25 protein-coding genes, 1 tRNA gene and 1 riboswitch are annotated in these 22,358 nt (G+C 64.4%); of the genes, 17 read left to right on the top strand and 9 right to left on the bottom strand.

The features are described 5' to 3' along the window. Nucleotides 1–133: 133 nt before the first annotated feature. The gene (gene pyrF / locus ACFFUC_RS03560; protein WP_377683622.1) at nt 134–832 is read left to right on the top strand and encodes an orotidine-5'-phosphate decarboxylase; all 699 of its coding nucleotides are present in this window, start codon (nt 134–136) and stop codon (nt 830–832) included. 69 nt (nt 833–901) lie between these two features. Further along, nucleotides 902–1,699 carry a hypothetical protein gene (locus tag ACFFUC_RS03555; RefSeq protein ID WP_377683564.1) on the top strand — a complete coding sequence of 266 codons (798 nt, stop codon included), beginning with the start codon at nt 902–904 and terminating at the stop codon, nt 1,697–1,699. Here the strand turns inward: ACFFUC_RS03555 and ACFFUC_RS03550 are convergent. The 4 genes from ACFFUC_RS03550 to ACFFUC_RS03535 form a co-directional block, all read right to left on the bottom strand. Continuing rightward, nucleotides 1,696–2,148, bottom strand: a complete 453-nt coding sequence (locus tag ACFFUC_RS03550) for an NUDIX hydrolase (RefSeq protein WP_377683562.1) — start codon at nt 2,146–2,148, stop codon at nt 1,696–1,698. The two genes, ACFFUC_RS03555 and ACFFUC_RS03550, sit on opposite strands and share 4 nt — an antisense overlap. An 82-nt stretch (nt 2,149–2,230) precedes the next feature. Then, nucleotides 2,231–2,509, bottom strand: coding sequence for a hypothetical protein (locus ACFFUC_RS03545; RefSeq protein WP_377683560.1), 279 nt, complete (start codon nt 2,507–2,509; stop codon nt 2,231–2,233). Continuing rightward, on the bottom strand, nt 2,506–3,396 hold the full coding sequence (locus ACFFUC_RS03540) for an SPFH domain-containing protein (RefSeq protein WP_377683558.1): 891 nt from the start codon (nt 3,394–3,396) through the stop codon (nt 2,506–2,508). Before ACFFUC_RS03540 ends, ACFFUC_RS03545 begins: the two co-directional genes overlap by 4 nt. Before the next feature lie 125 nt (nt 3,397–3,521). Beyond that, nucleotides 3,522–4,385, bottom strand: coding sequence for an N-formylglutamate amidohydrolase (locus tag ACFFUC_RS03535; RefSeq protein WP_377683557.1), 864 nt, complete (start codon nt 4,383–4,385; stop codon nt 3,522–3,524). Nucleotides 4,386–4,531: 146 nt separating this feature from the next. Here ACFFUC_RS03535 and ACFFUC_RS03530 point away from each other — a divergent pair. Then, nucleotides 4,532–4,606 (top strand) — tRNA-Val (locus ACFFUC_RS03530). An 86-nt stretch (nt 4,607–4,692) separates the two neighbouring features. Then, nucleotides 4,693–4,818 carry a type B 50S ribosomal protein L36 gene (ykgO, locus tag ACFFUC_RS03525; RefSeq protein WP_020948882.1) on the top strand — a complete coding sequence of 42 codons (126 nt, stop codon included), beginning with the start codon at nt 4,693–4,695 and terminating at the stop codon, nt 4,816–4,818. Nucleotides 4,819–5,012: 194 nt separating this feature from the next. On the opposite strand, the gene ACFFUC_RS03520 is transcribed toward ykgO, so the two are convergent. After that, nucleotides 5,013–6,689, bottom strand: a complete 1,677-nt coding sequence (locus ACFFUC_RS03520; RefSeq protein ID WP_377683554.1) for a peptidoglycan-binding domain-containing protein — start codon at nt 6,687–6,689, stop codon at nt 5,013–5,015. 276 nt (nt 6,690–6,965) lie between these two features. Here ACFFUC_RS03520 and aroQ point away from each other — a divergent pair, with 276 nt between their 5' ends. Together aroQ and ACFFUC_RS03510 are read left to right on the top strand one after the other, a co-directional pair. Continuing rightward, nucleotides 6,966–7,406: a type II 3-dehydroquinate dehydratase gene (gene aroQ / locus ACFFUC_RS03515; protein ID WP_377683552.1), complete on the top strand. Its 441-nt coding sequence runs from the start codon at nt 6,966–6,968 to the stop codon at nt 7,404–7,406. A gap of 97 nt (nt 7,407–7,503) precedes the next feature. Then, on the top strand, nt 7,504–8,265 hold the full coding sequence (locus tag ACFFUC_RS03510; RefSeq protein WP_377683550.1) for an HpcH/HpaI aldolase family protein: 762 nt from the start codon (nt 7,504–7,506) through the stop codon (nt 8,263–8,265). 9 nt (nt 8,266–8,274) lie between these two features. Here the strand turns inward: ACFFUC_RS03510 and ACFFUC_RS03505 are convergent, their stop codons facing one another. Both ACFFUC_RS03505 and ACFFUC_RS03500 read right to left on the bottom strand, forming a co-directional pair. Further along, entirely contained in the window at nt 8,275–8,889 is a 615-nt protein-coding gene (locus ACFFUC_RS03505; protein WP_377683548.1) for an HAD family hydrolase, read from the bottom strand. 30 nt (nt 8,890–8,919) lie between these two features. Next, entirely contained in the window at nt 8,920–9,315 is a 396-nt protein-coding gene (locus ACFFUC_RS03500; protein ID WP_377683546.1) for a RidA family protein, read from the bottom strand. 199 nt (nt 9,316–9,514) lie between these two features. On the opposite strand from ACFFUC_RS03500, the gene ACFFUC_RS03495 reads away from it, so the two are divergent. The 7 genes from ACFFUC_RS03495 to ACFFUC_RS03465 are packed head-to-tail and all read left to right on the top strand — an operon-like array spanning nt 9,515 to nt 16,240. Next, nucleotides 9,515–10,507, top strand: coding sequence for an ABC transporter substrate-binding protein (locus ACFFUC_RS03495; protein WP_377683544.1), 993 nt, complete (start codon nt 9,515–9,517; stop codon nt 10,505–10,507). Continuing rightward, nucleotides 10,507–11,289: an ABC transporter ATP-binding protein gene (locus ACFFUC_RS03490; protein WP_377683542.1), complete on the top strand. Its 783-nt coding sequence runs from the start codon at nt 10,507–10,509 to the stop codon at nt 11,287–11,289. Before ACFFUC_RS03495 ends, ACFFUC_RS03490 begins: the two co-directional genes overlap by 1 nt. Continuing rightward, entirely contained in the window at nt 11,286–12,152 is an 867-nt protein-coding gene (locus tag ACFFUC_RS03485) for an ABC transporter permease (RefSeq protein ID WP_377683540.1), read from the top strand. Before ACFFUC_RS03490 ends, ACFFUC_RS03485 begins: the two co-directional genes overlap by 4 nt. After that, nucleotides 12,152–13,453, top strand: coding sequence for a cytosine deaminase (locus ACFFUC_RS03480; protein WP_377683538.1), 1,302 nt, complete (start codon nt 12,152–12,154; stop codon nt 13,451–13,453). Before ACFFUC_RS03485 ends, ACFFUC_RS03480 begins: the two co-directional genes overlap by 1 nt. Beyond that, nucleotides 13,450–14,841: an FAD-binding oxidoreductase gene (locus ACFFUC_RS03475; protein WP_377683537.1), complete on the top strand. Its 1,392-nt coding sequence runs from the start codon at nt 13,450–13,452 to the stop codon at nt 14,839–14,841. Before ACFFUC_RS03480 ends, ACFFUC_RS03475 begins: the two co-directional genes overlap by 4 nt. Continuing rightward, a complete protein-coding gene (locus ACFFUC_RS03470; protein WP_377683535.1) occupies nt 14,838–15,455 on the top strand; it encodes an NAD(P)H-dependent oxidoreductase in 618 nt (205 codons plus the stop codon). The genes ACFFUC_RS03475 and ACFFUC_RS03470 overlap by 4 nt, the downstream gene beginning before the upstream one ends. Then, nucleotides 15,452–16,240 carry a creatininase family protein gene (locus ACFFUC_RS03465; protein WP_377683534.1) on the top strand — a complete coding sequence of 263 codons (789 nt, stop codon included), beginning with the start codon at nt 15,452–15,454 and terminating at the stop codon, nt 16,238–16,240. Before ACFFUC_RS03470 ends, ACFFUC_RS03465 begins: the two co-directional genes overlap by 4 nt. A 45-nt stretch (nt 16,241–16,285) precedes the next feature. Here ACFFUC_RS03465 and ACFFUC_RS03460 read toward each other — a convergent pair whose 3' ends face one another. Together ACFFUC_RS03460 and ACFFUC_RS03455 are read right to left on the bottom strand one after the other, a co-directional pair. Then, nucleotides 16,286–17,047: a hypothetical protein gene (locus ACFFUC_RS03460; RefSeq protein WP_377683532.1), complete on the bottom strand. Its 762-nt coding sequence runs from the start codon at nt 17,045–17,047 to the stop codon at nt 16,286–16,288. A 143-nt stretch (nt 17,048–17,190) separates the two neighbouring features. After that, nucleotides 17,191–18,705, bottom strand: coding sequence for an aldehyde dehydrogenase (NADP(+)) (locus ACFFUC_RS03455; RefSeq protein ID WP_377683530.1), 1,515 nt, complete (start codon nt 18,703–18,705; stop codon nt 17,191–17,193). A 171-nt stretch (nt 18,706–18,876) separates the two neighbouring features. On the opposite strand from ACFFUC_RS03455, the gene ACFFUC_RS03450 reads away from it, so the two are divergent. From ACFFUC_RS03450 to thiS, 4 genes are all read left to right on the top strand, one after another. Continuing rightward, complete coding sequence (locus ACFFUC_RS03450; RefSeq protein ID WP_377683528.1) at nt 18,877–20,043, top strand: nucleotide sugar dehydrogenase; 1,167 nt, start codon at nt 18,877–18,879, stop codon at nt 20,041–20,043. A gap of 115 nt (nt 20,044–20,158) precedes the next feature. Continuing rightward, nucleotides 20,159–20,263: riboswitch (TPP riboswitch) on the top strand. Between the two features lie 73 nt (nt 20,264–20,336). Then, nucleotides 20,337–21,191 (top strand): bifunctional hydroxymethylpyrimidine kinase/phosphomethylpyrimidine kinase, encoded by an 855-nt coding sequence (gene thiD / locus ACFFUC_RS03445; RefSeq protein ID WP_377683526.1) that lies wholly within the window; start codon nt 20,337–20,339, stop codon nt 21,189–21,191. Continuing rightward, complete coding sequence (locus ACFFUC_RS03440) at nt 21,188–22,174, top strand: FAD-dependent oxidoreductase (RefSeq protein WP_377683525.1); 987 nt, start codon at nt 21,188–21,190, stop codon at nt 22,172–22,174. Before thiD ends, ACFFUC_RS03440 begins: the two co-directional genes overlap by 4 nt. Beyond that, the gene (gene thiS, locus ACFFUC_RS03435) at nt 22,158–22,355 is read left to right on the top strand and encodes a sulfur carrier protein ThiS (protein ID WP_377683523.1); all 198 of its coding nucleotides are present in this window, start codon (nt 22,158–22,160) and stop codon (nt 22,353–22,355) included. Before ACFFUC_RS03440 ends, thiS begins: the two co-directional genes overlap by 17 nt. Nucleotides 22,356–22,358: the final 3 nt, after the last annotated feature.

The raw sequence follows: 22,358 nt of genomic DNA, 5'->3' as shown, positions 1-22,358 counted from the left end.
CTTAGGTCCGCCCGTCTACGGCACGGTCCCGGTTGGGCCTCGCATAAGAAAATGGGCAGAACAGAACGGGCTTTCAAGGGCTCGGGTTCACCCTTATAACGACGCCGTTTGCTGAATTTGCGGGGATTTCATGATGGACGATCGTCTGATCGTGGCACTGGACGTGCCGAATGCGCTGGTCGGGCTGGAGCTGGCCGAAAAGATTGGCGATGCCGTCAATTTCTACAAGATCGGCCTCGGCATGCTCACCGGCGGCGGGCTGGCACTGGCCAACGAGCTCAAGCAGGAACATGGCAAGCGCATCTTCCTCGACATGAAATTCTTCGACATCGGCGCGACGGTCGAATCGGCGGTGCGCGGGATCGCGCAATATGACCTCGACTTCCTGACCGTCCACGGCGACCCCCATGTCGTGCGTGCGGCCAAGCAAGGCGCAAGCGGCAAGGATCTCAAAATCCTCGCGGTGACCATCCTGACCTCGCTTGACCGCGCCGATCTGGATGCGGGGCTGATCGTGCCGGGCGATCTGGCGGAAATCGTCACCACCCGCGCCGCCCGCGCTTTCGAAGCCGGTGCCGACGGCATCATCGCCTCCCCGCGCGAGGCCGCGCTGATCCGCGCCCTGCCCGAGGCCAAAGGCCGCCTGATCGTGACCCCGGGCGTGCGCCCCGCAGGCTCGGATGCGGGCGACCAGAAACGCATCGAGACCCCCGCCGCAGCCATTGCCGCAGGCTCCGATCACCTCGTTGTCGGTCGCCCGATCTGGCAGGCCGCCGATCCGCGCGCGGCCGCTCAGGCGATCATCGCCGAAATCTCCGCGACCGACGCGTAAGGCTCCCGCGTCTCGTTGCGCGAAACGGACAAATCTGCCACCGTTTCCCTTTCATCAGGGGACGGTGGTATGTCCGGTTTTTCACATGACCAAAACCTTTCGGGCGATCCCGATGCCGGCGATTCCGCCCCGCCGGAGGCGGCGCAGCGTGCAGGCAACGATCTGGTGCAGTCCTTTCTCGCAGTCCGGCGCGGCCTCGGGCTTTTGGGATATGTCCTGCCGATCGCATTGATCTTTTACGGGCTGTTCGTGCCGCAATGGGCCTTGGCCAGCATTTCGGCCTATTTCTACTCTCCCATGCGCGAGCTTTTCGTCGGCACGCTTTGCGCGCAGGCGGTTTTCCTGTGGAATTACGAGGGCTACCGCCCCAATGCGGGCGAGTTCCTCTCGGACAAGGCGGTCTCGCGCATCGCCTCTTTCGGAGCGCTCGTGGTGGCTTTCGCGCCGCTCCAGCCGGGGATCAAAACCGCGCCGCCCGCGGGCGAGGCTCTCGCCCCGCCCTTCGAGCCGACCTTTCTGCAGACCATCATCAGCCCCGTTTACGTCGAGATGATGCATGGCGCGGGGGCCGCGCTCTTTTTCGGGGCGCTGGCGGTCTATTGTCTGGTGAACTTCGTGCGCGGCGACGATTCCCGACCGACCAAAAAGGCCGAGAACCGGATTTACCGCTGCTGCGGCTGGATCATCGTCGGCTGTATGGCGGGCTATGCGGCGCTCAAACTTTCGGGATTCGAGGAAACCGCAACCCGAATGCGCGCGGTTTTCTGGCTCGAATGCATCGCCTGCGCGGCTTTCGCGACCAGCTGGGCCGTCAAGGGCGAGGCTTTGCGGCCCTTGGTGCGCAGCATGGTGGCCAAAAGCGACTAATCGCGAAACCCGCCCGCCGCCTCGGCCACCAAAGCGCGGAAATGCGCGACGGCGCGGGGGTGGTCGACGAATTCCGCAATCGGCATCATCCGCCATTCCTGCCCCTCGTCGCCTAACCGGATCGCCGCGATCTCGAGAGTGCGCAGGCGGGCGGTAAAGAACCACGAGACCGCGCCGCTTTGCTGATGCGAGGGAAAGGGCCTGCCGGTCAGCCGCGCGCCTTCGATCGTCAGGCCGAATTCCTCGTGGATTTCACGGGTCACGCAATCGAGCGGGCTTTCCTCCCCCTCGCGCCCGCCCCCGGGCAGGTCCCAGAAGGCGGGAAAGGGGATCGAGGGCTTGTCGTCGCGCAGATAGGTCAAAAGCTTGCCGTCATGGACAAGCATCGCCTTGGCACCGTTGAAATCACCCATGAAAATAAAGCCGCCCCCCAATCTTGCGGGGATCACTTCCCCGCCCTTCAACCAAAAAGCGCGACCCGCACGAGCCGCGCCTTTAGGGACTTGTGGCAGGCAGGGCGCGTTCCGGCAATCAGGGGTGATTGTCGTTGATGTCGGTGCGCCAGATCTTCACCTGCCCGTGCTGGACCCCCATCGCGCGGCGCAGCCCGAGCCAGATGATCCCCGACAGCACGCCGGTCACAACCAGCGCCCAGGCAAAGCTGCCCGTCCAGACCCCGATCAGGATCAAGACCCCCATGGCCAGAACCGCAATCGCCACGCCGAGAAACAGCCAGACCGGCAACAGCACCTCGACCAGCGCCAAAAGCAGCGCCGCGATGATCCAGAACCAGCCGTTCATCAGACTCATTTCGCGAGACCTTTTAGCATTTTGAACGCATCGCCCAAGGATTCGACCGCGCTTGCCGGAATGATCAGCGTCTGCTTGCCGTTGCCCTTTCCAACCTCGCCCAAAGTCTCGACCTGTTTCATCGCGATCTGGAATTGCGCCGCCTCGAGCCCGCCGTCGCGGATCGCGGCTGCCAGCGTGCTGGTGGCGAAAGCCTCGGCCTCGGCCAGAATGCGGCGGGCTTTGGCAAGCTGTTCGGCGGCGTAAAGCTCGCCATCAGCGGCCAGTTCGGTCGCGCGGCGCTTGCCCTCTGCCTCGGTCACCTGCGCGCGGCGGGCGCGTTCGGCATTGAGCTGCTGGAGCATCGCGGCGCGCGTCGCGGCATCAAGATTGACGTCGAGAATCTCGGCCCGCGTCACCTCGATCCCCCAGTCGTCCACGGTATTCGCGAGGTTTTCGCTGATGCGGTCGATCAGCTGCGCGCGGTTGGACTGGACCTGATCCAGCTCCATCGTGCCGATTTCCGAGCGCACGATCCCCGCTACCGTGGTCGAGATCGCCGCATCGACGTCGCGGATGCGGTAGACGGTCTTTTCCGGTTCGGTAATGCGGTAGAAAACACTGGTTTCGACCTGCACCAGAACGTTGTCCTTGGTGATCGCATCCTGGCTGTTTGAAGGAAGCTGGCGTTCCAGTACCGAGATCTTGTGCGCAACGCGGTCAAGGAAAGGGACGATGAAGTTGATCCCCGGCCCCAATACCGCATGCAGCCGCCCGAAGCGCTCGATAACAAATTTCTCGGACTGCGGCACAATGCGGACGGCCCTGCTGATGACGACGAAAATGACGATCGCCAGAACAAGAAGGGTGGCATTGCGGCTGATAAGGTCAACAATTTCGGGCGGCATGATCGGAAGATACCCTCTCGCGGCTTAAGGTCGGGTTACTGGGAAACGCTTATTGGACAATATTTTAGGCAATTGCCGCCTTTAGTCCACCGCAACCGGCCCCGATTCGATCGAAACCGGACGGTTTATTCGGCCGCGACGCCCAAACCGCCCTCGGTCGGGCAGATTTCGGTCAGTCGCGCGATCAACCGGGCGATTCGCGCGGCGAAAAGGGCGTAATCGGGGCGCGGCTCGATCATGCGCTCGTCCATATAAAGAGAGCGGTCCATCTCGAGTTGGACGACATGGACATTGCGCGTCGGCCGTCCGTAGGCCGCCGTAATATAGGCCCCCGCGAAGGGCGAGTTGCGGCGCAGGCGGAATCCCTCGCCGCGGACCGCCTCGGCCACCGCATCGCTGACCCGCCCCGAGGCCGAGCCGCCATTGCGGTCGCCCAGCACGATTTCGGGGCGCGGCACCGGCAGATGCGCCAAAGCATCGCGCGGCATCGAATGGGTATCGATGAGAATCGCCCCGCCAAAGGTCCGGCATGCCTCGTCGATCAGCCCCGACAAGGCGGTGTGATAGGGCCGCCAATAACGCGTGATTCGCCTTTCGGCCTCGTCGCGACTCATCGGGCGGCTGTAAATCGCCCTGCCCTGCGAAACCACGCGGGGAATCACGCCCAATCCCGCCATGATTCGCGGATTGAGCTTGCCCGAGCCCGCCCCTTCGACCACCAGCGGGTCGAAATCCTCGGCGCTGCGGTTCAGATCGACCAGGCTGCGCGGCACGCGCGAGGTCAGAACCACCGCCCCGCATTCCACCGCAGGCGCGATCAGACGATCGACGAAGGCATCCTCGGAAGAGCGCAAATGTTGTTCGGAAAGAATGGTTTGCGACTGAAACCAGTCGGGATAGCACCGTCCGGAATGGGGCGAGGCAAAGATCATCCCATTCAGCCACTGGCGTGGCCGGCTCAGATCGAAAACGGAATCGTCGCTCGTCATCAGGTTTCCCGCACGGGTCGGAGTGTTTTTCTGTATAAACTATTCACGCAACCTTCGGATAGCACTTGTGCACCCCGAAAACTGCTTATATAGACCTCCTCACCAAGGCGGTTCGGACCCGAAAGGGAAAGAAAAGCCTGAAGGTGGGGCGGTTAGCTCAGCGGTAGAGCACTACGTTGACATCGTAGTGGTCACTGGTTCGATCCCAGTATCGCCCACCATTTTTTCGCGCCCCCGGGCTTTTGACCGGGGGTATTTCGTTTCAACCAGGCGCCGCTTGCGATGCGCCGCGAAAAGGAGAAGACCGATGAAGGTTCGCAATTCGCTCCGCTCGCTCAAGACCCGGCATCGTGATTGCCAGGTCGTGCGCCGCAAGGGCCGGATCTACGTCATCAACAAGACCAACCGTCGCTTCAAAGCACGTCAGGGCTGATGACCGGCCTCGACAGAGGCCAAGACCGCAGAAACGAAACGCCCCGGGCTTAACGCTCGCGGGCGTTTTTCTTTGTCCGGCGCCGTGATGCTTGCGGACGAATCGCCGCAAGACGGCCCCCTTCCCTTTCCGCCATACCCTGCCCCGCAAGGCCCCCTCCCGCCCCCGAAGGCGCGGAAGGGAGGATTTCCGTATCAGCGAATCAATTCGCGGATGATCGATTCCGCATCCAGCCCGAAGGCACCGCCGCCGCCGAACTGGCCCTGCTGGAGCAGACGGTCACGGCGCTGTCGGGCTTGCTGCGCATGGGCGCCGCGCGGCCAGTTCTGCAGATAGCCGTTATAGGCCTGAACCGAATCGGCATCGCGCGCACGGTTCCACGCCCGCTCCTCGCGCTGGCGGGCATTCCCGCCATTGTTGTTGCCGTTCAGCTCTGCCAGACGGTTGCGCGCGGTCTGGGCATAGATCCCGTCCGGATAGCGGTCGAGATAGGCGCGCAGATTGTTCGCCCCTCCGCGTGCTCCGGTCTGCTGCCAGTAGTTGCGGTCCTGCTGCTCGTAATTCGAGCTGACCGAGCCCGCCTGATCGCGCAAAAGCGCCAGCTGGTTGTTGTTGAGATAGCCGGTCACCGCGAGGCCGTTCTGTTGCTGCCAGCCCCTGATCGCCGAACGCGAGCGGCTGCCCAGAACGCCGTCGGTCCCGCCGGTCGAATAGCCCAAGGCATTCAGGCGGCGCTGAACCGCGATTCGGTCGTTGCGGGACATGCCGAGGTTGCGCTCGGCGGTCTCGCCCGGGGCAGGCTCGCGCTGGACGACCTGCGGGCGGAGCTGCTGGATCTCGGGCTGGCGACGCGGGGTCTGGACCGGAGCCGGAGCGGCGACTGGCGGCGGCGCCTTGGCCGCATCCTCGATCAGGCGCAATTCGGTCAGGCGACGCTGCGCGGCCTCGGCAAAAGCACCCTGCGGATATTGGGCGAGATAGCCCTGATAGGCCCCAGCCGTGTTGGTCGCGGCGGCCTCGGCCCACAAGTCGCGGTCGCTTTTCGTGCTGACGCCAAGCTTGGCCAGCCGGTCGTTCGCCGCGGCCGAGTAAAGCCCGTTGGGATAGGCCGACAGATAGTTGCGATAGGAATCGGCGGTGTCATCCGCCGCAGCCTGCGCCCAGAGATCGCGGTCGGCCTCGGTCGGGTTGGCCTTGGTCTCGTTGCCCGCGCCGGCATTGGTGGCGACGGCCTCGACCAGAACCAGACCGGCATTGCCGCCCTCGGCGAGAGACAGGGTCTCGTCGGCCGCAAGAACATCCGCGATCGAGGTGCCCGCCGCCAAAAGCGCGGCAGCCGCTTTGGCCGTCGCGGCAGGCGTGCCGGTGATCACGCTCACGCCCTCGGGCGGGGTCAGCGGGCCGATCCCTGCGGTCAGACCGGCAGCATGCTCCATCTCCTGATCATCGGTCCCGAGCAGCATGACCGCGCCCGGCACGGCCTCGCGCACAAGATCCATGATCGTCGTCAACGCCACGCCCTGCGAGGGGGCCGAGATCAGATCGGGGTTTTCGGCATCCGCCGCCATGAACCAGCTATCCCCGCCGGCATGAAGGAAGCGTCCGTTCAAAAGGATCACCCGCGCCCCCGGACTGTCGTCGGGGCGCAGCAAATCGGCGATGGCCTGACGCAGATCCGCGCCGACCAGATCCTTGCCGGTGACGGTGCGGTAGCCCGCGCCGCGCATCGCCTCGACGGCGGGAGTGGCATCGGTATCGGCCACGGCGGGGGCATGGGCATATTGCCCGTTGGCGACAACCACGCCCCTGTTTTCGGCCAAAGCCGGGCTTGCAGCGATCAATGCGGCAAGCAAAAGCGGCACATGACGCATATCTGTCTCTCCTTCATGGCATCGGGACAATCCCGACGCATCGGCACGTTTACGCGCCAGTTGCCAAAGAATGCCCCAGCTTGGTCGCCAGTTGCAGTACCCATGCAACCATCGGCGGTTTCCCGCATCACAATTGCGCGCGGGCACCCGTCCGGTCGCGGCCCGAACGGGGCCCGAATGCGGCGCGCAAGCCAAGGAAATGGTCGAGAAACCTCGCCGGATATGCTAGCAACGCAAAGCCGCGGCCCTTGGTCGCCCCACAAACCAGAGCAGATCATGAAGCCGACCGTCCTTGTCATCAATGGCCCGAACCTCAACCTTCTGGGCATGCGCCAACCCGAGATCTACGGCCGCGATACTTTGGCCGACGTGGTCGCCGCCTGTACCGCTTTGGGCGACAGCCTCGGCCTTGCGATCGAGGATTTCCAGTCGAACCACGAAGGCGCGATCATCGACCGCATCCATCAGGCGCGCGGCACGACCGACGGCATCATCATCAACCCCGGTGCCTATAGCCATACGTCGGTCGCGATCCTTGATGCGCTCAACACCTACGAGGGTCAGGTGATCGAGGTGCATATCTCGAACATCCACAAGCGCGAGGCCTTCCGCCACCATTCCTATGTCAGCCTGCGCGCCGACGGCGTCATCGCCGGTCTGGGGATCGAGGGCTATCTGCTCGCGCTGCGCCGCCTCGCCTCTCTGGTCACGGAATAGGTCACCGATTAGGCGCAGGCCCGCGGCAAGCCCGCTTGACCGCCTTCCCTCAGGCGGTCACTGATCATCCCCGCAAAAGCCGCGCAGGGGAGAGCCGATGGACTTGCCGAAAAACCACTTCAAAGCCGCATTGATCGAGGGCCGCAAACAGATCGGGATGTGGTGCTCCTTTCCCGGGGGCAGCTATGCCGAGATGATGGCGACCTGCGGCTATGACTGGATGCTGGTCGATTGCGAACACGCGCCGATCGATCTGACCACGGTCCAGACCATGCTTCAGGCCGCCGCCCCCTATGCGACGCAGGTCGTGGTGCGTCCGGGCTGGAACGATCCGGTGGAAATCAAGCGTCTGCTCGATGTCGGCGCGCAAAGCCTGCTGATCCCCTATGTCGAGAACGCCGAAGAAGCCGCCCGCGCCGTCGCCGCCACCCGCTACGCGCCCGCTGGCATGCGCGGCGTCGCCGGTCTGGCCCGCGCCAGCCGCTTCGGCTCGGTCACGAATTACATCCCGCGCGCGCATGAGGAAATCTGCGTCATCGTGCAGGTCGAAAGCGTGCAGGCGGTAGAGCAGATCGAGGCGATCGCCGCGGTCGAAGGCGTCGACGGCATCTTTGTCGGTCCCGCCGATCTCTCGGCCTCGATGGGCTATCCCGGCCAGCTTTCGCATCCCGAGGTCCGCGCCAAAGTCGTCGAGGCGATCCGCCGCATCCGCGCCGCCGGCAAACCGGCCAGCATCGTGACCGCCGACGACCTTCTGCCCGAAGCGATCGAGGCAGGCGCGAATTTCCCCGCTGTGGGCATCGACACGCTCGTCCTGCTCAAAGGCCTGCGCGAACTGCGCGCGCGCTTTCCGTCCTGAGGACCCGCCTTACAGCAGCCCGCGATCTTCAAGGTCGCGGGCAAGCCGGCCCGCATCGGTGAAATGCACCGCATCCATCCCGACCGCCCGTGCGCCCTCGACATTGGCCAAGCTGTCGTCGATGAAAAGCGTCTCCGCTGCGTGCAAACCGTTGCGCTCAAGCAGCAGCCGGTAAATCGCGGGCTCGGGCTTGAGCATCTTTTCCGCCCCCGACACGACGATATCGCGAAAAGCGGTCTTCAGCCGCGGATATTGCGCCAACGCGGCCGGAAAGGTCTCGGCCGACCAGTTGGTGATGGCGAAAAGCGGATGGCCCGCCGCATCCAGCGCTTCGAGGATCTCCCAGCTGCCCGCGACAGGTCGGTTGATGGTACGCCCGAAATTCGCCAGATAATCGACGAGCGGCGCCGCATCCTCGCCGTGATCCGCACGGGCCTGCGCCACAGCCTCGGCCAGACTGCGGCCCGCGTCCTGCCGGCGGTTCCAGCCATGGAAATCCACCCGCGACAGCCAGGGCGCGATTTGCGCCGGATCGTCGAAGTGGTCGGTGAAAGCCAGCTCCGGCTCCCATCCGATCAGCACCGCACCAAGATCGAAAACGATGTTCTTCACTGCCTGCGTCACGGGATGGGTCCTTGATTGGGGGAAAACGGATCAGGTTGCGGGCCGGAAGGCCGTCACCTCGACTTCGACCAGAAATTCGGGGCGGGTGAAGCCAACGACGATCACCAGCGTCGAGGCGGGCAGTACCTCGACCCCCGCCAGCCATTCGTCGCGTGCCTTCATGTAATCGGCGAAATGCGCGCGATCGGTGACGAAGGCGTTGATGCGCAGGGCATCCGACGCGCCAAGGCCCGCCTCGGCCAGAATGGCCGCACAATTGGCGAAGCACAGCCGCGCCTGTTCAAGCGCGCCTTCGGGAACGGTGCCATCGGCCCGCAGCGCCAACTGGCCGGAGGTCGTGGCCAAACGGCCCGGACCATCAATAGCGACACCATGGGAATAGCGCCCGAAAGGCGCCGCGATCTGTGAGGGATTCAAGCTTTGCATGGCGCGATCCTGCGCCAGCCTGCCCGCCCCGGTCAAGCACGCGTCAACCCCCAGATTTGTCATATTTGACTGAAACTGATTTATTTTGACGTGAAAAATGCGCAACTGATGACGCAATCATTGCGATTCGTTCCCACTAGTTGCTAGAAGCCTTCACATCACCGTCACCACCGCGAAACGCCTCATAGCTGGAGCTGCCATGTCCCGCCTATCTCTCATATCTTTCAGCACGATCCTTGCCTTGACCGCCACCGGCGTCACGGCGAACGAAGCCGTCAAATTCGGCACCAACTGGGTCGCCCAAGCGGAACATGGCGGCTATTATCAAGCAGTTGCCGACGGCACCTATGCGGCTTGCGGCCTTGACGTGACGATCGTTCCGGGCGGCCCGCAGGTGAACAACCGCGCGATGATGCTGGCGGGCAAGATCGACTTCAACATGGCGGGCAACCTTCTCGGGACCTTCAGCTCGGCCGCCGAAAACGTGCCGGTCGTGGCCGTCATGGGCGTCTTCCAGAAGGATCCGCAGATCATCCTCGCGCATCCGGGCAAGGCCCCCACGTTCGAGGCGCTCAAAGACCGCAAACTGTTCATCTCGGACGAGGGTTTCGCGACCTATTACCAGTGGATGAAGAAGGAATTCGGCTTCACCGACGAACAGCGCGAAGTCTACACCTTCAACGTCGGCCCGTTCATTCAGGACGAAAACAGCGCCATTCAGGGCTATGTCTCGTCCGAGCCGCTGATGGTCGAGAAAGAGGCGGGCTTCAAGCCTGACGTCCAGCTTCTGGCCGATGCGGGCTGGTCGACCTATGCCACGATCATCGAGACGATGGCCGACACTGTCGCCAACAAGCCCGAAGTCGTCCAGTGCTTCGTCGACGGCACCGCCAAGGGCTGGTACAACTACCTTTACGGCGACAATGCCAAAGCGCTCGAGATGATCAAGGCCGACAACCCCGACCTGACCGACGAGCAGATCGCCTTCTCGATCGCGGCTTTGCGCGACAACGGCATCGTCGACAGCGGCGACTCGCTGGAAAAAGGCATCGGTGTCATGACCGAAGAGCGCATCAAGGGCTTCTACGACAAGATGGTCGCGGCCGAGCTGGTGCCTGCCGATCTCGACTACTCGCAAGCCTATACGCTGCAATTCGTCGGCAAGGGCACCGGTCTGGAACTCAAGAAGTAATGACACAGACACAAGCCATCAACGCGGCCCCCACCATCTTGCGGATGGAGGGGGTCAGCAAGGTGTTTGCGGGCGGGGTCACCGCCCTCAAACATATGAATCTCGAGGTTGGTCAGGGTGATTTCATCTCGCTGCTCGGCCCGTCGGGCTGCGGCAAATCCACGGCTTTGCGCCTGATCGCGGGGCTGATGCACCCGACGGCGGGCCGCGTGCGCTGGGAAGGTGCCCAAGCCGCCGGCGATATCGGCGTGGTCTTCCAAGAGGCAACCCTGATGCCTTGGGCGACCGTCGCCCATAACGTCTGGCTGCCGATGCGCCTGCGCGGGACCTCGTTCAAGGCAGTCGAGGGCAAGATCATGGAGGCCCTCGAGATGGTGGGTCTCGAGAAATTCGCGAATTCCTATCCGCGCGAATTGTCGGGCGGCATGAAGATGCGTGTCTCGATCGCGCGGGCTCTGGTCACGCGGCCGCGGCTGATCCTGATGGACGAGCCCTTCGCCGCGCTGGACGAAATCACCCGCAACAAGATGAACAACGACCTTTTGATGCTGCAGCAGCAGCTCAATTGCACGGTCATTTTCGTGACCCATTCCGTTTTTGAAAGCGTGTTCCTGTCGAACCGGATCGTCGTCATGGCGCCGCGTCCGGGCCGCGTCGCGCAGGAGTTGCGCGTCGTTGTCTCTGGCCCGCGCGACGAGGCTTTCCGGACCTCGGCCGAATATGCCTCGCTCTGCCGCGCAACCTCGGATGCCCTTTCTGATGCTATGGGAGAACCGGCGTGAGCGATTTCACCCCCACCCCCGATACCGCGCTTGATCTTGCGGTCGACCCCGAAGAAGCCGCCCGCGCCCGCCGCAAACGCGCCGAGAAGATCGGCCGCTGGCTGATGCCGACGCTGGCTTTGGTCATCGCGATCGTGCTTTGGGACCGCGTGGTGGTCTGGAACCAGATCCCCCACTATATCTTGCCCGGCCCCGGCCTCGTGGCACAAACCCTTGTCAAAGACTGGGCCATTCTTGGGCCGGCGGCATGGGTCACGCTGAAAATCACGCTGATGGCGCTGTCCGTCGCGGTGATCGGCGGCGTCGGTCTGGCGGTGCTTTTCAGCCTCAGCCGTTGGGCCGAGATGTCCTTTTACCCCTTCGCCGTCATCTTGCAGGTGACGCCGGTTGTGGCGATCGCGCCGCTGATCTTCATCTATGTCGAGAACCGCATGGCGGGCCTGCTGCTTTGCGCATGGATCGTGGCGTTTTTCCCGATCCTGTCGAATACGACGCTGGGTCTGCGCTCGGTCGATCACAACCTTTCGGACCTCTACCGCATCTATGGCGCGACACGCTGGCAGCGGTTGGTGCGCCTGCAACTGCCCTCGGCCCTGCCCTATTTCCTTGGCGGTCTGCGCATCGCGGGTGGCCTGTCGCTGATCGGCGCGGTCGTCGCGGAATATGTCGCGGGCACCGGCGGGATCGGATCGGGCCTCGCCTTCCGCATCCTCGAGGCCAGCTACCGCCTCAACATCCCGCGCATGTTCGCGGCGCTTGTCCTGATCGCCGTCCTCGGCGTTCTGATCTTTGCGGCCCTTGCCTTGGTGTCGCATCTGGCTTTGCGCAAATGGCATGAAAGCGCGATCAAAAGGGAAATCTGATGGACTTTCTGAGACTGCCGGAAGGTTCGGTCACGCTGACCAACCTGACCGTCCCCGCCTGCCTGATCGGCAAAAGCGGCACTCCCGCCGCGGATCTGGTGCGGATCGACCTGACGCTGAAAGACGGACGCATCGCCGCGCCCGACGGCAGTCTGCCGCGTATCGACATGAAGGGCGCGATGGTTTTCCCGTCCTTCATCGATATGCATACCCATCTGGACAAGGGCCATATCTGGCCCCGCGCCGCCAATCCCGACGGCAGCTTCATGGGCGCGCTGACCACGGTCGAGGCCGACCGCATCGCCAATTGGTCCGGCGCGGATGTCCGCGCGCGCATGGATTTCGCTTTGCGCTGCGCCTATGCCCACGGCACAAGCGCGATCCGCACCCATCTTGACGCGATCCCGCCGCAGCACCGCATCAGCTTTGCCGAATTCACCCGACTGCGCGAGGAATGGGCGGGCCGGATCGAACTGCAGGCCGCCTGCCTGACCTCGATCGACCGCATCGACCCCGAGGGCGGCGGCGAGTTTGCCGAGCTGGCCGATCTGGTCGCCGAAACCGGCTCGGTTCTGGGTTGCGTGACCTTCCCCGATGCCCAGCTTTCTGACAGGCTGCGGGCCTTTTTCGCCCATGCTGGCAAGCGCGGGCTTCATGCCGATTTCCACGCCGACGAGACCACCGACCCGTCGGTCGCAACCCTTCGCGCCATTGCCGAAACCGTGCTGGAAACCGGCTATGACGCGCCGGTCGTCGTGGGCCATTGCTGCTCGCTTTCGGTCCAGCCCGAGGCCGAGGCGATGCATACCCTCGATCTGGTCGCCCGCGCGGGCATCAACATCGTCAGCCTGCCGATGTGCAATCTCTACCTGCAGGACCGCACCGCGCAGGATGCCCCCGCCCGCACCCCGCGCCTGCGCGGCGTGACGCTGGTTCACGAGATGGCGGCGCGCGGCATCAATGTCAGCTTCGCCTCGGACAATACCCGCGACCCGTTCTATGCCTACGGCGATCTCGACATGATCGAGGTCATGCGCGAGGCCACCCGCATCGCCCATCTCGACCATTCGCGCGACGATTGGGTCAAGGCCTTCCTGACCAATCCTGCGACCACGACGGGCTTTGCCCAGCCCAGCCTCGATGCCGGCGCGCCCGCCGATCTGGTCATCTGCCGCGCGCGGTCCTGGACCGAGCTGTTCGCCCGCCCGCAATCCGACCGCATCGTCATCCGTCAGGGCCGCCAAATCGACCGGACCCTGCCCGATTACGCCGAACTCGACCATCTGATGGACCGCACATGAACATCGACGCCGCCAAAGCCGCCCTCGCCCATCTCGACCTCGACGAGAACCCGCATTCGGTCAAAGCCAAAAGCCGCGATTTCTTCTGGTATTCGCCGGTTCTGAAGGATCGCCTCGACGGGGTATCGGCCGATTTCGTGGTCTCGCCGAAATCGCAGGACGAGGTGATCGAGATCCTGCGCATCTGTCACGCCCATGACGTTCCGGTCACGGTACGCGGCGCGGGCACGGGCAATTACGGCCAGGCCATGCCGCTGAAAGGCGGCTGCATCATCCATATGCAAAGCATGAACACGGTCGTGGAAATCGGCGCGGGCCGCGTCGTGACCCAACCGGGCGTCGTCATCCGCGAGTTGGACGCGATCACCCGCGAGCATTCGGGCCAAGAGCTGCGCATGATGCCCTCGACCGCCGCAACCGCGACGATCGGTGGCTTCATCTGCGGCGGCTCGGGCGGTGTCGGATCGGTCCGCTGGGGCGTCCTGCGTGATTACGGCAATATCATCCGCATCCGCGTGGTCACCGCCGAAGCCGAGCCGCGCATCCTCGACTTCACCGGCGAGGATCTGGCCCGCGTCAGCCATGCCTACGGCACCAACGGCATCGTCACGGAAATCGAGCTGCCCTTGGCCCCCGCCTATGACTGGGTGCATCTGTTCGTCACCCATCCCGATTTCGCCGCGGCCAGCCGGATGGCGCATGACATCTCGTTGCAGGACGGGCTGCTCATCAAGCTTGATACCGTCTGCGAAGCGCCGATTGCCGCGAAATACTTCCAGCGCTTCAAGGGCCATGTCACCGAGGCCGACAACCTCGTTGCGCTGATGGTCGCGCCGCAGTCTATGGACGGCTTCCTCAGCCTGCTGGCGCATTACCCCGAAGCCAAGCTGATCTACCGCAGCGACGACAACGACTGGTCGCGCGATCCGGGTCCGGCCTATGAATACGGCTGGAACCACACCACCTTGCGCGCGCTCAAGGTCGAGCCGGTCATCACCTATCTTCAGGTGCGCTATGCCGGCGAGGGCTTCCTTGACAAGATCGACGAGATCCGCGCCCGTTTCGGCGACGAGCTGATCCAGCATATCGAATTCCTCAAGGAAAACGGCGTGATGACGGCGGCGGGCCTGACCTTGGTGCGTTTCACCACCGAAGACCGCCTGAACGAGATCATCGCGATCCACGAGGAGATGGGCTGCATGATCTTCAACCCGCACCGCTATACGCTGGAAGAAGGCGGCCGCCAGATCGTCGACGACCGCCAGCTGAACTTCAAGCGCGAGGCCGATCCCAAGGGCATCCTCAACCCCGGCAAGATGATCGCATGGGAGGATCCCGATTGGGATTTCAAGACCATGTACGCCTATCCGGACCTCAAGAAAGCATGAAGGCACTGCTCGTCCACTGTCATCCCGCGCCCGACAGCTTTACCGCTGCCGTGCGCGACACGGTGGTCGGGCGGTTGACGGCGGCAGGGGCGGAGGTCAGGGTCATCGACCTTTACGCCGAGGGTTTCGATCCGGTCCTGAGCCAAGCGGAATGGCGGGGCTATCTTGACGCGCCCGCCAACCGCGCGCCGGTCTCGGATCATGTCGAAGCGCTGGAATGGTGCGACACGCTGGTCTTTACCTATCCGACTTGGTGGTACGGCCTGCCCGCGATGCTGAAAGGCTGGCTCGACCGCGTGCTATTGCCCGATGTCGCTTTCCTCATGCCCGATGCGCAGAACAAGACCATCCGCCCCGGCCTGACCCATATCACCCGATTGGGCGTGTTCACGACCTGCGGGGCCAGCCGCTGGCTGACCGCGATCATCGGCTCGCCAGGCAGGCGGACCCTGATCCGCGGTATCGGCTTTCTGTGCGCGCCCCACCGCCGCAGCGCCTTTGCCGCGCTTTACACCATGGACAGCGCGACCCCGCGCGGCCGCAAACGCCATTTGAAGCGCGTCGACCGGCAGATGAAGCGCCTGCTCGCGCCGTTGAAGAAGGAAAAGCTATGACCCGCCGCCTGAACTGGGCCGATTACCGCGCCCCCGAATTCGCCGCGATCGACCCGATGAAAACCATCGCGATCCTGCCCACCTGCGCCATCGAACAGCATGGCCCGCATCTGCCGGTCGGCACCGATACGCTGATCGCCGAAGGCATGCTGGCCCGCCTGCGCGAGAAATGCCCCGAGGATCTGGATATCCGCATCCTGCCTTCCCAAGCGGTGGGCAAATCGACCGAGCATCTTTGGGCGGCAGGCACGCTGACGCTGGATGCGCCGACCGCATTGGCGGCTTGGACACAGATCGGGCTGTCGGTCGCGCGGGCGGGCGTCAAGAAAATCGTCGTCGTGAACAGCCATGGCGGCAATCTGGATCTGGTCTCGATCCTGACGCGCGAATTGCGGGTGCAGGCCGATATGCTGGCGGTGAAATGCCAGTGGATGGGTTTCGGCGCGCCCGAGGGGACGTTCTCCGAACAGCAGGCGAAATACGGCATCCACGGCGGCGATGACGAGACCTCGGTCATGCTGGCCTTCCACCCCGATCTCGTGGACATGTCCAAGGCGGAAAACTTTGTCTCCAGCGCCGAAACCAGCCTGATCAGCCCGATTGGTCCGGTCTCGCGCGGGTGGATCTCGGCCGATCTGCACCCCTCGGGAACCGTCGGCGATGCGGCGGATTCGACCGCTAAAAAGGGCCGCGCGATTGTGGATCACCAGATCGACGCCATGATCGAACTTCTGCGTCTGGTCGAGCAAAGCCCGCTTCCAAGCGCGCCGACCGGCTGGCGCTAATCGAAAGGGCCGGAGCGGTCAGGCTCCGGCCACAAGGCCACGCCCCTAGCGCGCGCCCCCTGCATTCGCGGGAAAGGCGCAGGGTCCGCCCGCGCCGCAAGCCGCTGAGGCTGACGCCGGTGGCGGTGCGCCGCGCAAATGCGGCGGTGTCTCGAGCGCAAAGACCCCGACCCCGATCACGCCGACGTTGGCGACGGAGCCCGCCTTGCTTTGTGCCGCATAGGATTGCGCCGGATCGGCAAAGCGGAAGGCCGCGACCTCGCCCGCATTCTTGCGATAGCCGGTGATGCCGATGGTCTCGCCCGCGCGCAGGACGTGGCCGCGGTTGGCCAGATTTCCGGCAGCGCCGCTGACGACATCGATCCCGTCGACCGTCGCCACGATCTCGTAGGTCTGGGTCGCGGAATGATTGGTGAATTCAAGCTGATAGCGCTCGCCGGACCGGCCTTGCAGATGCGGGCCCGTTTGCGTCTCCACCATCGGCCAAGGCCTGCCGTTGTCGCGCAGGATGCGCATACCGACGGCGCCGGGGACCAGCTCGATCCCGTCCATGCGCCTGCCGCTTGCCGCAGAGGCCGAATAGCGGATCTCGGCCACTCCGAGCGGGCGGTTGCTTTCGCGCCGCAGGTTCAGCCCGCGCGCCGGCGCGGCGCGATCCTCGCCCCAGCCGGTGCCAAGCGTCGCGGCCTCGCCCGATGGTCCTGCCGTTTGCGGCGCACAGGCAGCCAAGACAGCGGCCAGAAAAAGCGCGGCGATCCGCGCCAGAAGGGCCGGCCGGTCCCGCATTTTCGCAAACCCCGTGTTCATACCTACGCCCATAACCGCGTCCTCCCTCGCAAACAGTCTTTCCGCGATCCAACCACTGCAATTCGCGGCTGGCAAGAACGGGCGGGCACGAAAAAGGGCGGAGAGGTTGCCCCCTCCGCCCCGTGATCGTTCTGCCGATCCGCTTACTGCAGATCTTCGGGCAGCAGCTCTTTCGGGAAGTTCTGATAGCTCACCGGACGGACGAAACGGCGGATCGACATCGTGCCGACCGAGGTCGCGCCGAAGTTGGTCGAGGCCGGATACGGCCCGCCATGAACCATGCTGTCCACGACTTCGACGCCGGTCGGGAAACCGTTGACCAGCACACGGCCCGCCTTGCGCTCGAGGATCGGGGTCAGCTTGGCGGCATCGGCCATATCGCCCGCATCCATGTGGATCGTCGTGGTCAGCTGACCTTCAAACCCTTTGGCAAGCGTCACCATTTCCTCGACCGAGCCGACGCGCACGATCAGACCCAGCGGGCCGAAGACCTCCTCGCCCAAAGCGTGGTCCTGAAGGTAGTTGTCGCCCGTGGTCTCGTAGAGGTTCGGGTTCGCGACGCGGCCTTCCGAGGGCGTCGTATAGACCGGACGCACCGAATTGCGGGTCTCGAAACGCTCTTTGCCGTCGCGGTAGGCCTTGGCGATCCCGTCGGTCAGCATGGTCTGCGGGTCGGTCGCTTCCAGCGCGGCTTTCGCGGCGGCGGTGTAGCGGTCGGCATCCGCGCCGTCGAGAACGACCGAAATGCCCGGATTGGTGCAGAACTGGCCCGCACCCATGGTCAGCGAACCGGCCCAGCCTGCGCCAAGCTCTTCGGCGCGGGTTTTCATCGCTTCGGGCATCAGGAACATCGGGTTGACCGAGCCGAGCTCGCCGAAGAAGGGGATCGGCTCGGGGCGCTGTGCGCACAGGTCGAACAGCGCGCGGCCCCCGCCGAGCGAACCGGTGAAGCCCACGGCCTTGATGCGCGGATGCTGGACAACCGCCGCGCCGACGTGGCGGTCGCCGCCCTGCACAAGGCTGAAGACGCCTTTCGGCATGCCGGTTTTTTCAATCGCGGCCAGAACCGCCTCGGCGACGATCTCGCCGGTGCCGGGATGGGCCGAGTGGCCCTTGACCACGACGGGGCAGCCTGCGGCCAGCGCGGCGGCGGTGTCGCCACCCGCGGTCGAGAAGGCCAGCGGGAAGTTCGAGGCGCCAAAGACCGCGACCGGACCGATCGGGCGTTCGACCATCATGATCTCGGGGCGCGGGGCCGGCTGGCGGTCGGGCAGAGCCGCGTCATGGCGGCGGTCAAGGTAGTCGCCCTTGCGGATATGGGATGCGAACAGGCGCAGCTGGCCGGTGGTGCGGCCGCGCTCGCCCTGAAGGCGGCCGGTGGGCAGGCCGGATTCCTGGCTGCCGATCTCGGTGATGGCATCGGCGCGCGCCTCGATCTCGTCGGCGATGGCTTCGAGGAACAGCGCCCGCTCTTCGCGCGTGGTATAGCCATAGGTCCAGAAGGCATCCTCGGCAGCTTCACAGGCGCGGTCGACCAGATCGACGGTCCCGACCGAGAAGCTGTGGGCCGGGCCATGCGCCGGTTCGGAAGTAAAGGTCGCGTCTCCGCCAACCCATTCACCGGCGATCAGATGCTTGCCGTGGGGCGTCCAGCTCATGTGGTAATCCTTTCTCAGCGTCGTGAGCCGATATTGCTAAGGCGCAATATCCGGCCTGACAATTTGCTTCGCTCTGGCATCATGTATACATCATGTCGCCATGATAAGTCGACTGTTCACTGCCGCCCCCGCCGTGTTAATCGATAGACGTCAATTGAGGGCACATATCAGATGAAAATCGCAGTCGCCGGTCTCGGCTATGTCGGTCTTTCGCTTGCGGTACTGCTGTCGCAGCACAACCGCGTCCATGCCTTGGACATCAACGCCACCCGCGTCGCCATGGTCAACCGTCGCGAACCGCCGATCGAGGATGACGAAATCCGCGCCTGGATGGCGGAAAAGGAACTGGACCTTACCGCGACCACCGATGCGGCAGAGGCCTTCGCCGGTGCCGATTACATCATCGTGGCCACGCCGACGAATTACGACGACCGCAGCCACCGCTTCGACACGTCGAGCGTGGAATCGGTCGTGGCACAGGCCCGCCAATATGCGCCCGACGCGGTGATCGTTGTGAAATCGACGGTCTATGTCGGGCTGACCGACGACCTGCGCGCCCAGACCGGCTACGACAAAATCATCTTCTCGCCGGAATTCCTGCGAGAGGGCAAAGCGCTTTACGACAACCTTTACCCCTCGCGCATTGTGGTCGGCGATCACGGCCCCGAAGCGCATCGTTTCGCCGAACTGCTGGCCGAAGCCGCGATCCGCAAGGATATGCCGATCCTTTACACCGGCTCGACCGAGGCCGAGGCGATCAAACTGTTCTCGAACACCTATCTCGCGATGCGGGTCGCCTATTTCAACGAGCTCGACAGCTATTCGCTGGCACGCGGACTGAACACGCGCGAGATCATCGAGGGCGTCGGCCTCGATCCGCGGATCGGCGCGCATTACAACAACCCCTCCTTCGGTTACGGCGGCTATTGCCTGCCCAAGGATACCAAGCAGCTGCTGGCCAATTACGACAATGTGCCCCAGAATCTGATCCAGGCGATCGTGGAATCGAACCGTACACGCAAGGATTTCATCTCCGAGCAAATCACCGCGAAGCATCCCCGCGTTGTCGGCGTCCACCGGCTGGTGATGAAGGCCGGTTCGGACAATTTCCGCGACAGCTCGATCCAGGGCATCATGAAGCGGATCAAGGCCAAAGGGATCGAGGTCATCGTCTATGAACCCGTGCTGGAGGAGGACCGCTTCTTCAACAGCCGCGTCATCCGCGACATCGACGCCTTCAAGGCCGAAAGCGACCTGATCCTCGCCAACCGCCTGACCACCGATCTGCTCGATGTGAAGGACAAGGTCTATACGCGCGATCTGTTCGGGGTGGACTGAGGGAAAAAGTCCCCTCTCCGGCCCCATTCGGCCCGCAGATTTGAAACACCCTCGCCGGAACCGGCGGGTGGCCCTCTTGCCAATGGCGGGTGATAGGGCCTAGGTTGACGAAAGACTCATACACTTGGGGGGCCCCTTTACGGGGCTGAGAGGAGCTTGGCTCCGACCCATCGAACCTGATCCGGCTCGTACCGGCGTAGGGAAGGGTAGAGCAGCATCAGGCAGGGCCGTCACGGCCCGCATCTATGCGCAAACCCTCCTTCCGACCGGCGACCGGACAAGAAAGGCGGGATATGGCGCAGGCCATTGCTTTGACCATTGCGGGATCCGACAGCGGAGGCGGCGCGGGGATTCAGGCGGATCTCAAGACGTTTTCGGCGCTTGGGGCCTATGGAGCCTCGGTCATCACCGCGATTACGGCGCAAAACACCCGCGCGGTAACGGCGATCGCACCGGTCGCGGCACAGATGGTTGCCGACCAGATCGACGCCGTTTTCGACGACCTGCCGGTCAATGCGGTGAAAATCGGCATGATCGGCGGCCCCGATGTCATCGCCACCGTCGCCGGACGCCTGCGCCACCACCTCGCCCGTGCCGAGACCAAGGGCCGCACGGTGCCGGTAGTCCTCGATCCCGTCATGATCGCGAAATCGGGCGATGCGCTTTTGCCGCAACCCGCGATTGCCGCCCTCGTGGACGAGCTCTTTCCGCTCGCGACGCTGTTGACCCCCAACCTACCCGAAGCGGCGACCCTGCTCGGCGCCTCCCCCGCCGAAGCGGTGTCCGCGATGCAGGAACAGGGCGAGGCCTTGCGGGCAAAAGGCGTGGCCCATGTCCTGATGAAGGGCGGCCATGCCGAAGGCGCGATCTGCACCGATCTTCTGGTCGGTGCGGATCCGCGCCAATTCACCTCGCCGCGCCAATATACGCGCAACACCCACGGCACCGGCTGCACCTTGTCCTCGGCCATCACGGCGGGGCTGGCGCAGGGGCTGGCGCTGCCCGATGCGGTGGCGCGCGCGCATGGCTGGCTGCAAGAGGCGATCCGCGCCGCCGACCGGCTGGAAGTCGGCACGGGTCATGGGCCCGTCCACCATTTCCATGCGCTCTGGCCCGTTCCCGAAACCGGATTGAGGGCTGCCGAATGACCGCGCCCGTCACCATCCTCGGCGCGGGCGTCCTCGGTCTGTCGATTGCGACCGAGCTGACCGCACGCGACATCCCCGTCCGGATCGTCGACCCCAACGGCGGCCCCGGACCGCATGGCTGCAGCTGGTGGGCGGGCGGCATGCTTGCCCCCTATTGCGAGGAAGAAAGCGCCGATCCCACCGTCGTCCGCCTCGGCCTCGATGCCGCCGATTGGTGGGCCGAGCGCGGGGCGTTTATCCACCATAGCGGCACGCTGGTGCTGGCGCTGTCGCGCGACCATACCGAGCTTGACCGCTTCGCACGCCGCACCCGCGCCCATGATCCCGTCAGCGCCGCCGAGATCGCCGCGCTTGAACCGGAGCTGGAAAACCGCGTCCGGCGCGGGCTGTTTTACGCCAGCGAATCCCATCTGACACCGCGTCAGGCCTTGGGCGCCTTGCGCGACGGGCTTGCGGCGAAAGGCGTGACGATCCAGACTGGGGCCCCCGCAACCGTCACCGGCCTGACCGTCGATGCGCGCGGGCTGGCGGCGCGGGATGCTTTGCCCGATCTGCGCGGCGTGCGCGGCGAGATGCTGATGGTGCGCTGCCCCGAGGTCACGTTGACCCGCACCATCCGCCTGCTCCATCCGCGCATCCCGCTTTACATCGTGCCGCGCGGCGAGGGCGTCTACATGCTTGGCGCGACCATGCTGGAGAGCGGCGCGAAAACCCGCGTCACGGCACGCGCCGCCGTCGAGATGCTGTCAGCCGCCTATGCGCTCCACCCCGCTTTCGCCGAGGCCGAGATCCTCGAACTCGGCGCAGATGCCCGCCCCGCTTTCCCCGACAACCTGCCCCGCCTGCGCCGGCGCGGGAGCACGCTTTATGCCAACGGGCTTTACCGCCACGGCTATCTTCTGGCCCCCGCCGTGGCCCGCATGGCGGCCGACCATATCGAAACTGGCCATATTCCGGAGTTGATGGATGAACATAATCCTTAATGGCGAAAGCCGGACCGTGACCGGCCCGACCGTCGCAGCCGTTCTCGCCGAAATCGGCCTTGCCGAGGCCCGCCTTGCGACCGCGCTCAATGGCGATTTCCTGCCCGCAGGGCTGCGCGCGACGACCAATCTGGCCGATGGCGACCGGCTTGAGGCTTTGTCCTCGATGCAGGGGGGCTGAACC

It is taken from the genome of Paracoccus cavernae (assembly GCF_042430175.1).
GTDB classification, from domain to species: Bacteria; Pseudomonadota; Alphaproteobacteria; order Rhodobacterales; family Rhodobacteraceae; genus Paracoccus; species Paracoccus cavernae.
Note: the sequence above shows the minus strand (reverse complement) of the source record. Positions and strands in the feature narration are given on the sequence as shown.

What these genes read in the sequence shown, in the direction of transcription:
- ACFFUC_RS03490 (WP_377683542.1), top strand. Translation starts at nt 10,507, where the DNA reads ATGACACAGACACAAGCCATCAACGCGGCCCCCACCATCTTGCGGATG.
- ACFFUC_RS03470 (WP_377683535.1), top strand. Translation starts at nt 14,838, where the DNA reads ATGAAGGCACTGCTCGTCCACTGTCATCCCGCGCCCGACAGCTTTACC.
- ACFFUC_RS03495 (WP_377683544.1), top strand. Translation starts at nt 9,515, where the DNA reads ATGTCCCGCCTATCTCTCATATCTTTCAGCACGATCCTTGCCTTGACC.
- ykgO (WP_020948882.1), top strand. Translation starts at nt 4,693, where the DNA reads ATGAAGGTTCGCAATTCGCTCCGCTCGCTCAAGACCCGGCATCGTGAT.
- ACFFUC_RS03520 (WP_377683554.1), bottom strand. Translation starts at nt 6,689, where the DNA reads ATGCGTCATGTGCCGCTTTTGCTTGCCGCATTGATCGCTGCAAGCCCG.
- ACFFUC_RS03480 (WP_377683538.1), top strand. Translation starts at nt 12,152, where the DNA reads ATGGACTTTCTGAGACTGCCGGAAGGTTCGGTCACGCTGACCAACCTG.
- thiS (WP_377683523.1), top strand. Translation starts at nt 22,158, where the DNA reads ATGAACATAATCCTTAATGGCGAAAGCCGGACCGTGACCGGCCCGACC.
- ACFFUC_RS03455 (WP_377683530.1), bottom strand. Translation starts at nt 18,705, where the DNA reads ATGAGCTGGACGCCCCACGGCAAGCATCTGATCGCCGGTGAATGGGTT.
- pyrF (WP_377683622.1), top strand. Translation starts at nt 134, where the DNA reads ATGGACGATCGTCTGATCGTGGCACTGGACGTGCCGAATGCGCTGGTC.
- ACFFUC_RS03460 (WP_377683532.1), bottom strand. Translation starts at nt 17,047, where the DNA reads ATGAACACGGGGTTTGCGAAAATGCGGGACCGGCCGGCCCTTCTGGCG.
- ACFFUC_RS03540 (WP_377683558.1), bottom strand. Translation starts at nt 3,396, where the DNA reads ATGCCGCCCGAAATTGTTGACCTTATCAGCCGCAATGCCACCCTTCTT.
- ACFFUC_RS03465 (WP_377683534.1), top strand. Translation starts at nt 15,452, where the DNA reads ATGACCCGCCGCCTGAACTGGGCCGATTACCGCGCCCCCGAATTCGCC.
- ACFFUC_RS03555 (WP_377683564.1), top strand. Translation starts at nt 902, where the DNA reads ATGTCCGGTTTTTCACATGACCAAAACCTTTCGGGCGATCCCGATGCC.
- thiD (WP_377683526.1), top strand. Translation starts at nt 20,337, where the DNA reads ATGGCGCAGGCCATTGCTTTGACCATTGCGGGATCCGACAGCGGAGGC.
- ACFFUC_RS03510 (WP_377683550.1), top strand. Translation starts at nt 7,504, where the DNA reads ATGGACTTGCCGAAAAACCACTTCAAAGCCGCATTGATCGAGGGCCGC.
- ACFFUC_RS03500 (WP_377683546.1), bottom strand. Translation starts at nt 9,315, where the DNA reads ATGCAAAGCTTGAATCCCTCACAGATCGCGGCGCCTTTCGGGCGCTAT.
- ACFFUC_RS03440 (WP_377683525.1), top strand. Translation starts at nt 21,188, where the DNA reads ATGACCGCGCCCGTCACCATCCTCGGCGCGGGCGTCCTCGGTCTGTCG.
- ACFFUC_RS03545 (WP_377683560.1), bottom strand. Translation starts at nt 2,509, where the DNA reads ATGAGTCTGATGAACGGCTGGTTCTGGATCATCGCGGCGCTGCTTTTG.
- aroQ (WP_377683552.1), top strand. Translation starts at nt 6,966, where the DNA reads ATGAAGCCGACCGTCCTTGTCATCAATGGCCCGAACCTCAACCTTCTG.
- ACFFUC_RS03475 (WP_377683537.1), top strand. Translation starts at nt 13,450, where the DNA reads ATGAACATCGACGCCGCCAAAGCCGCCCTCGCCCATCTCGACCTCGAC.
- ACFFUC_RS03450 (WP_377683528.1), top strand. Translation starts at nt 18,877, where the DNA reads ATGAAAATCGCAGTCGCCGGTCTCGGCTATGTCGGTCTTTCGCTTGCG.
- ACFFUC_RS03535 (WP_377683557.1), bottom strand. Translation starts at nt 4,385, where the DNA reads ATGACGAGCGACGATTCCGTTTTCGATCTGAGCCGGCCACGCCAGTGG.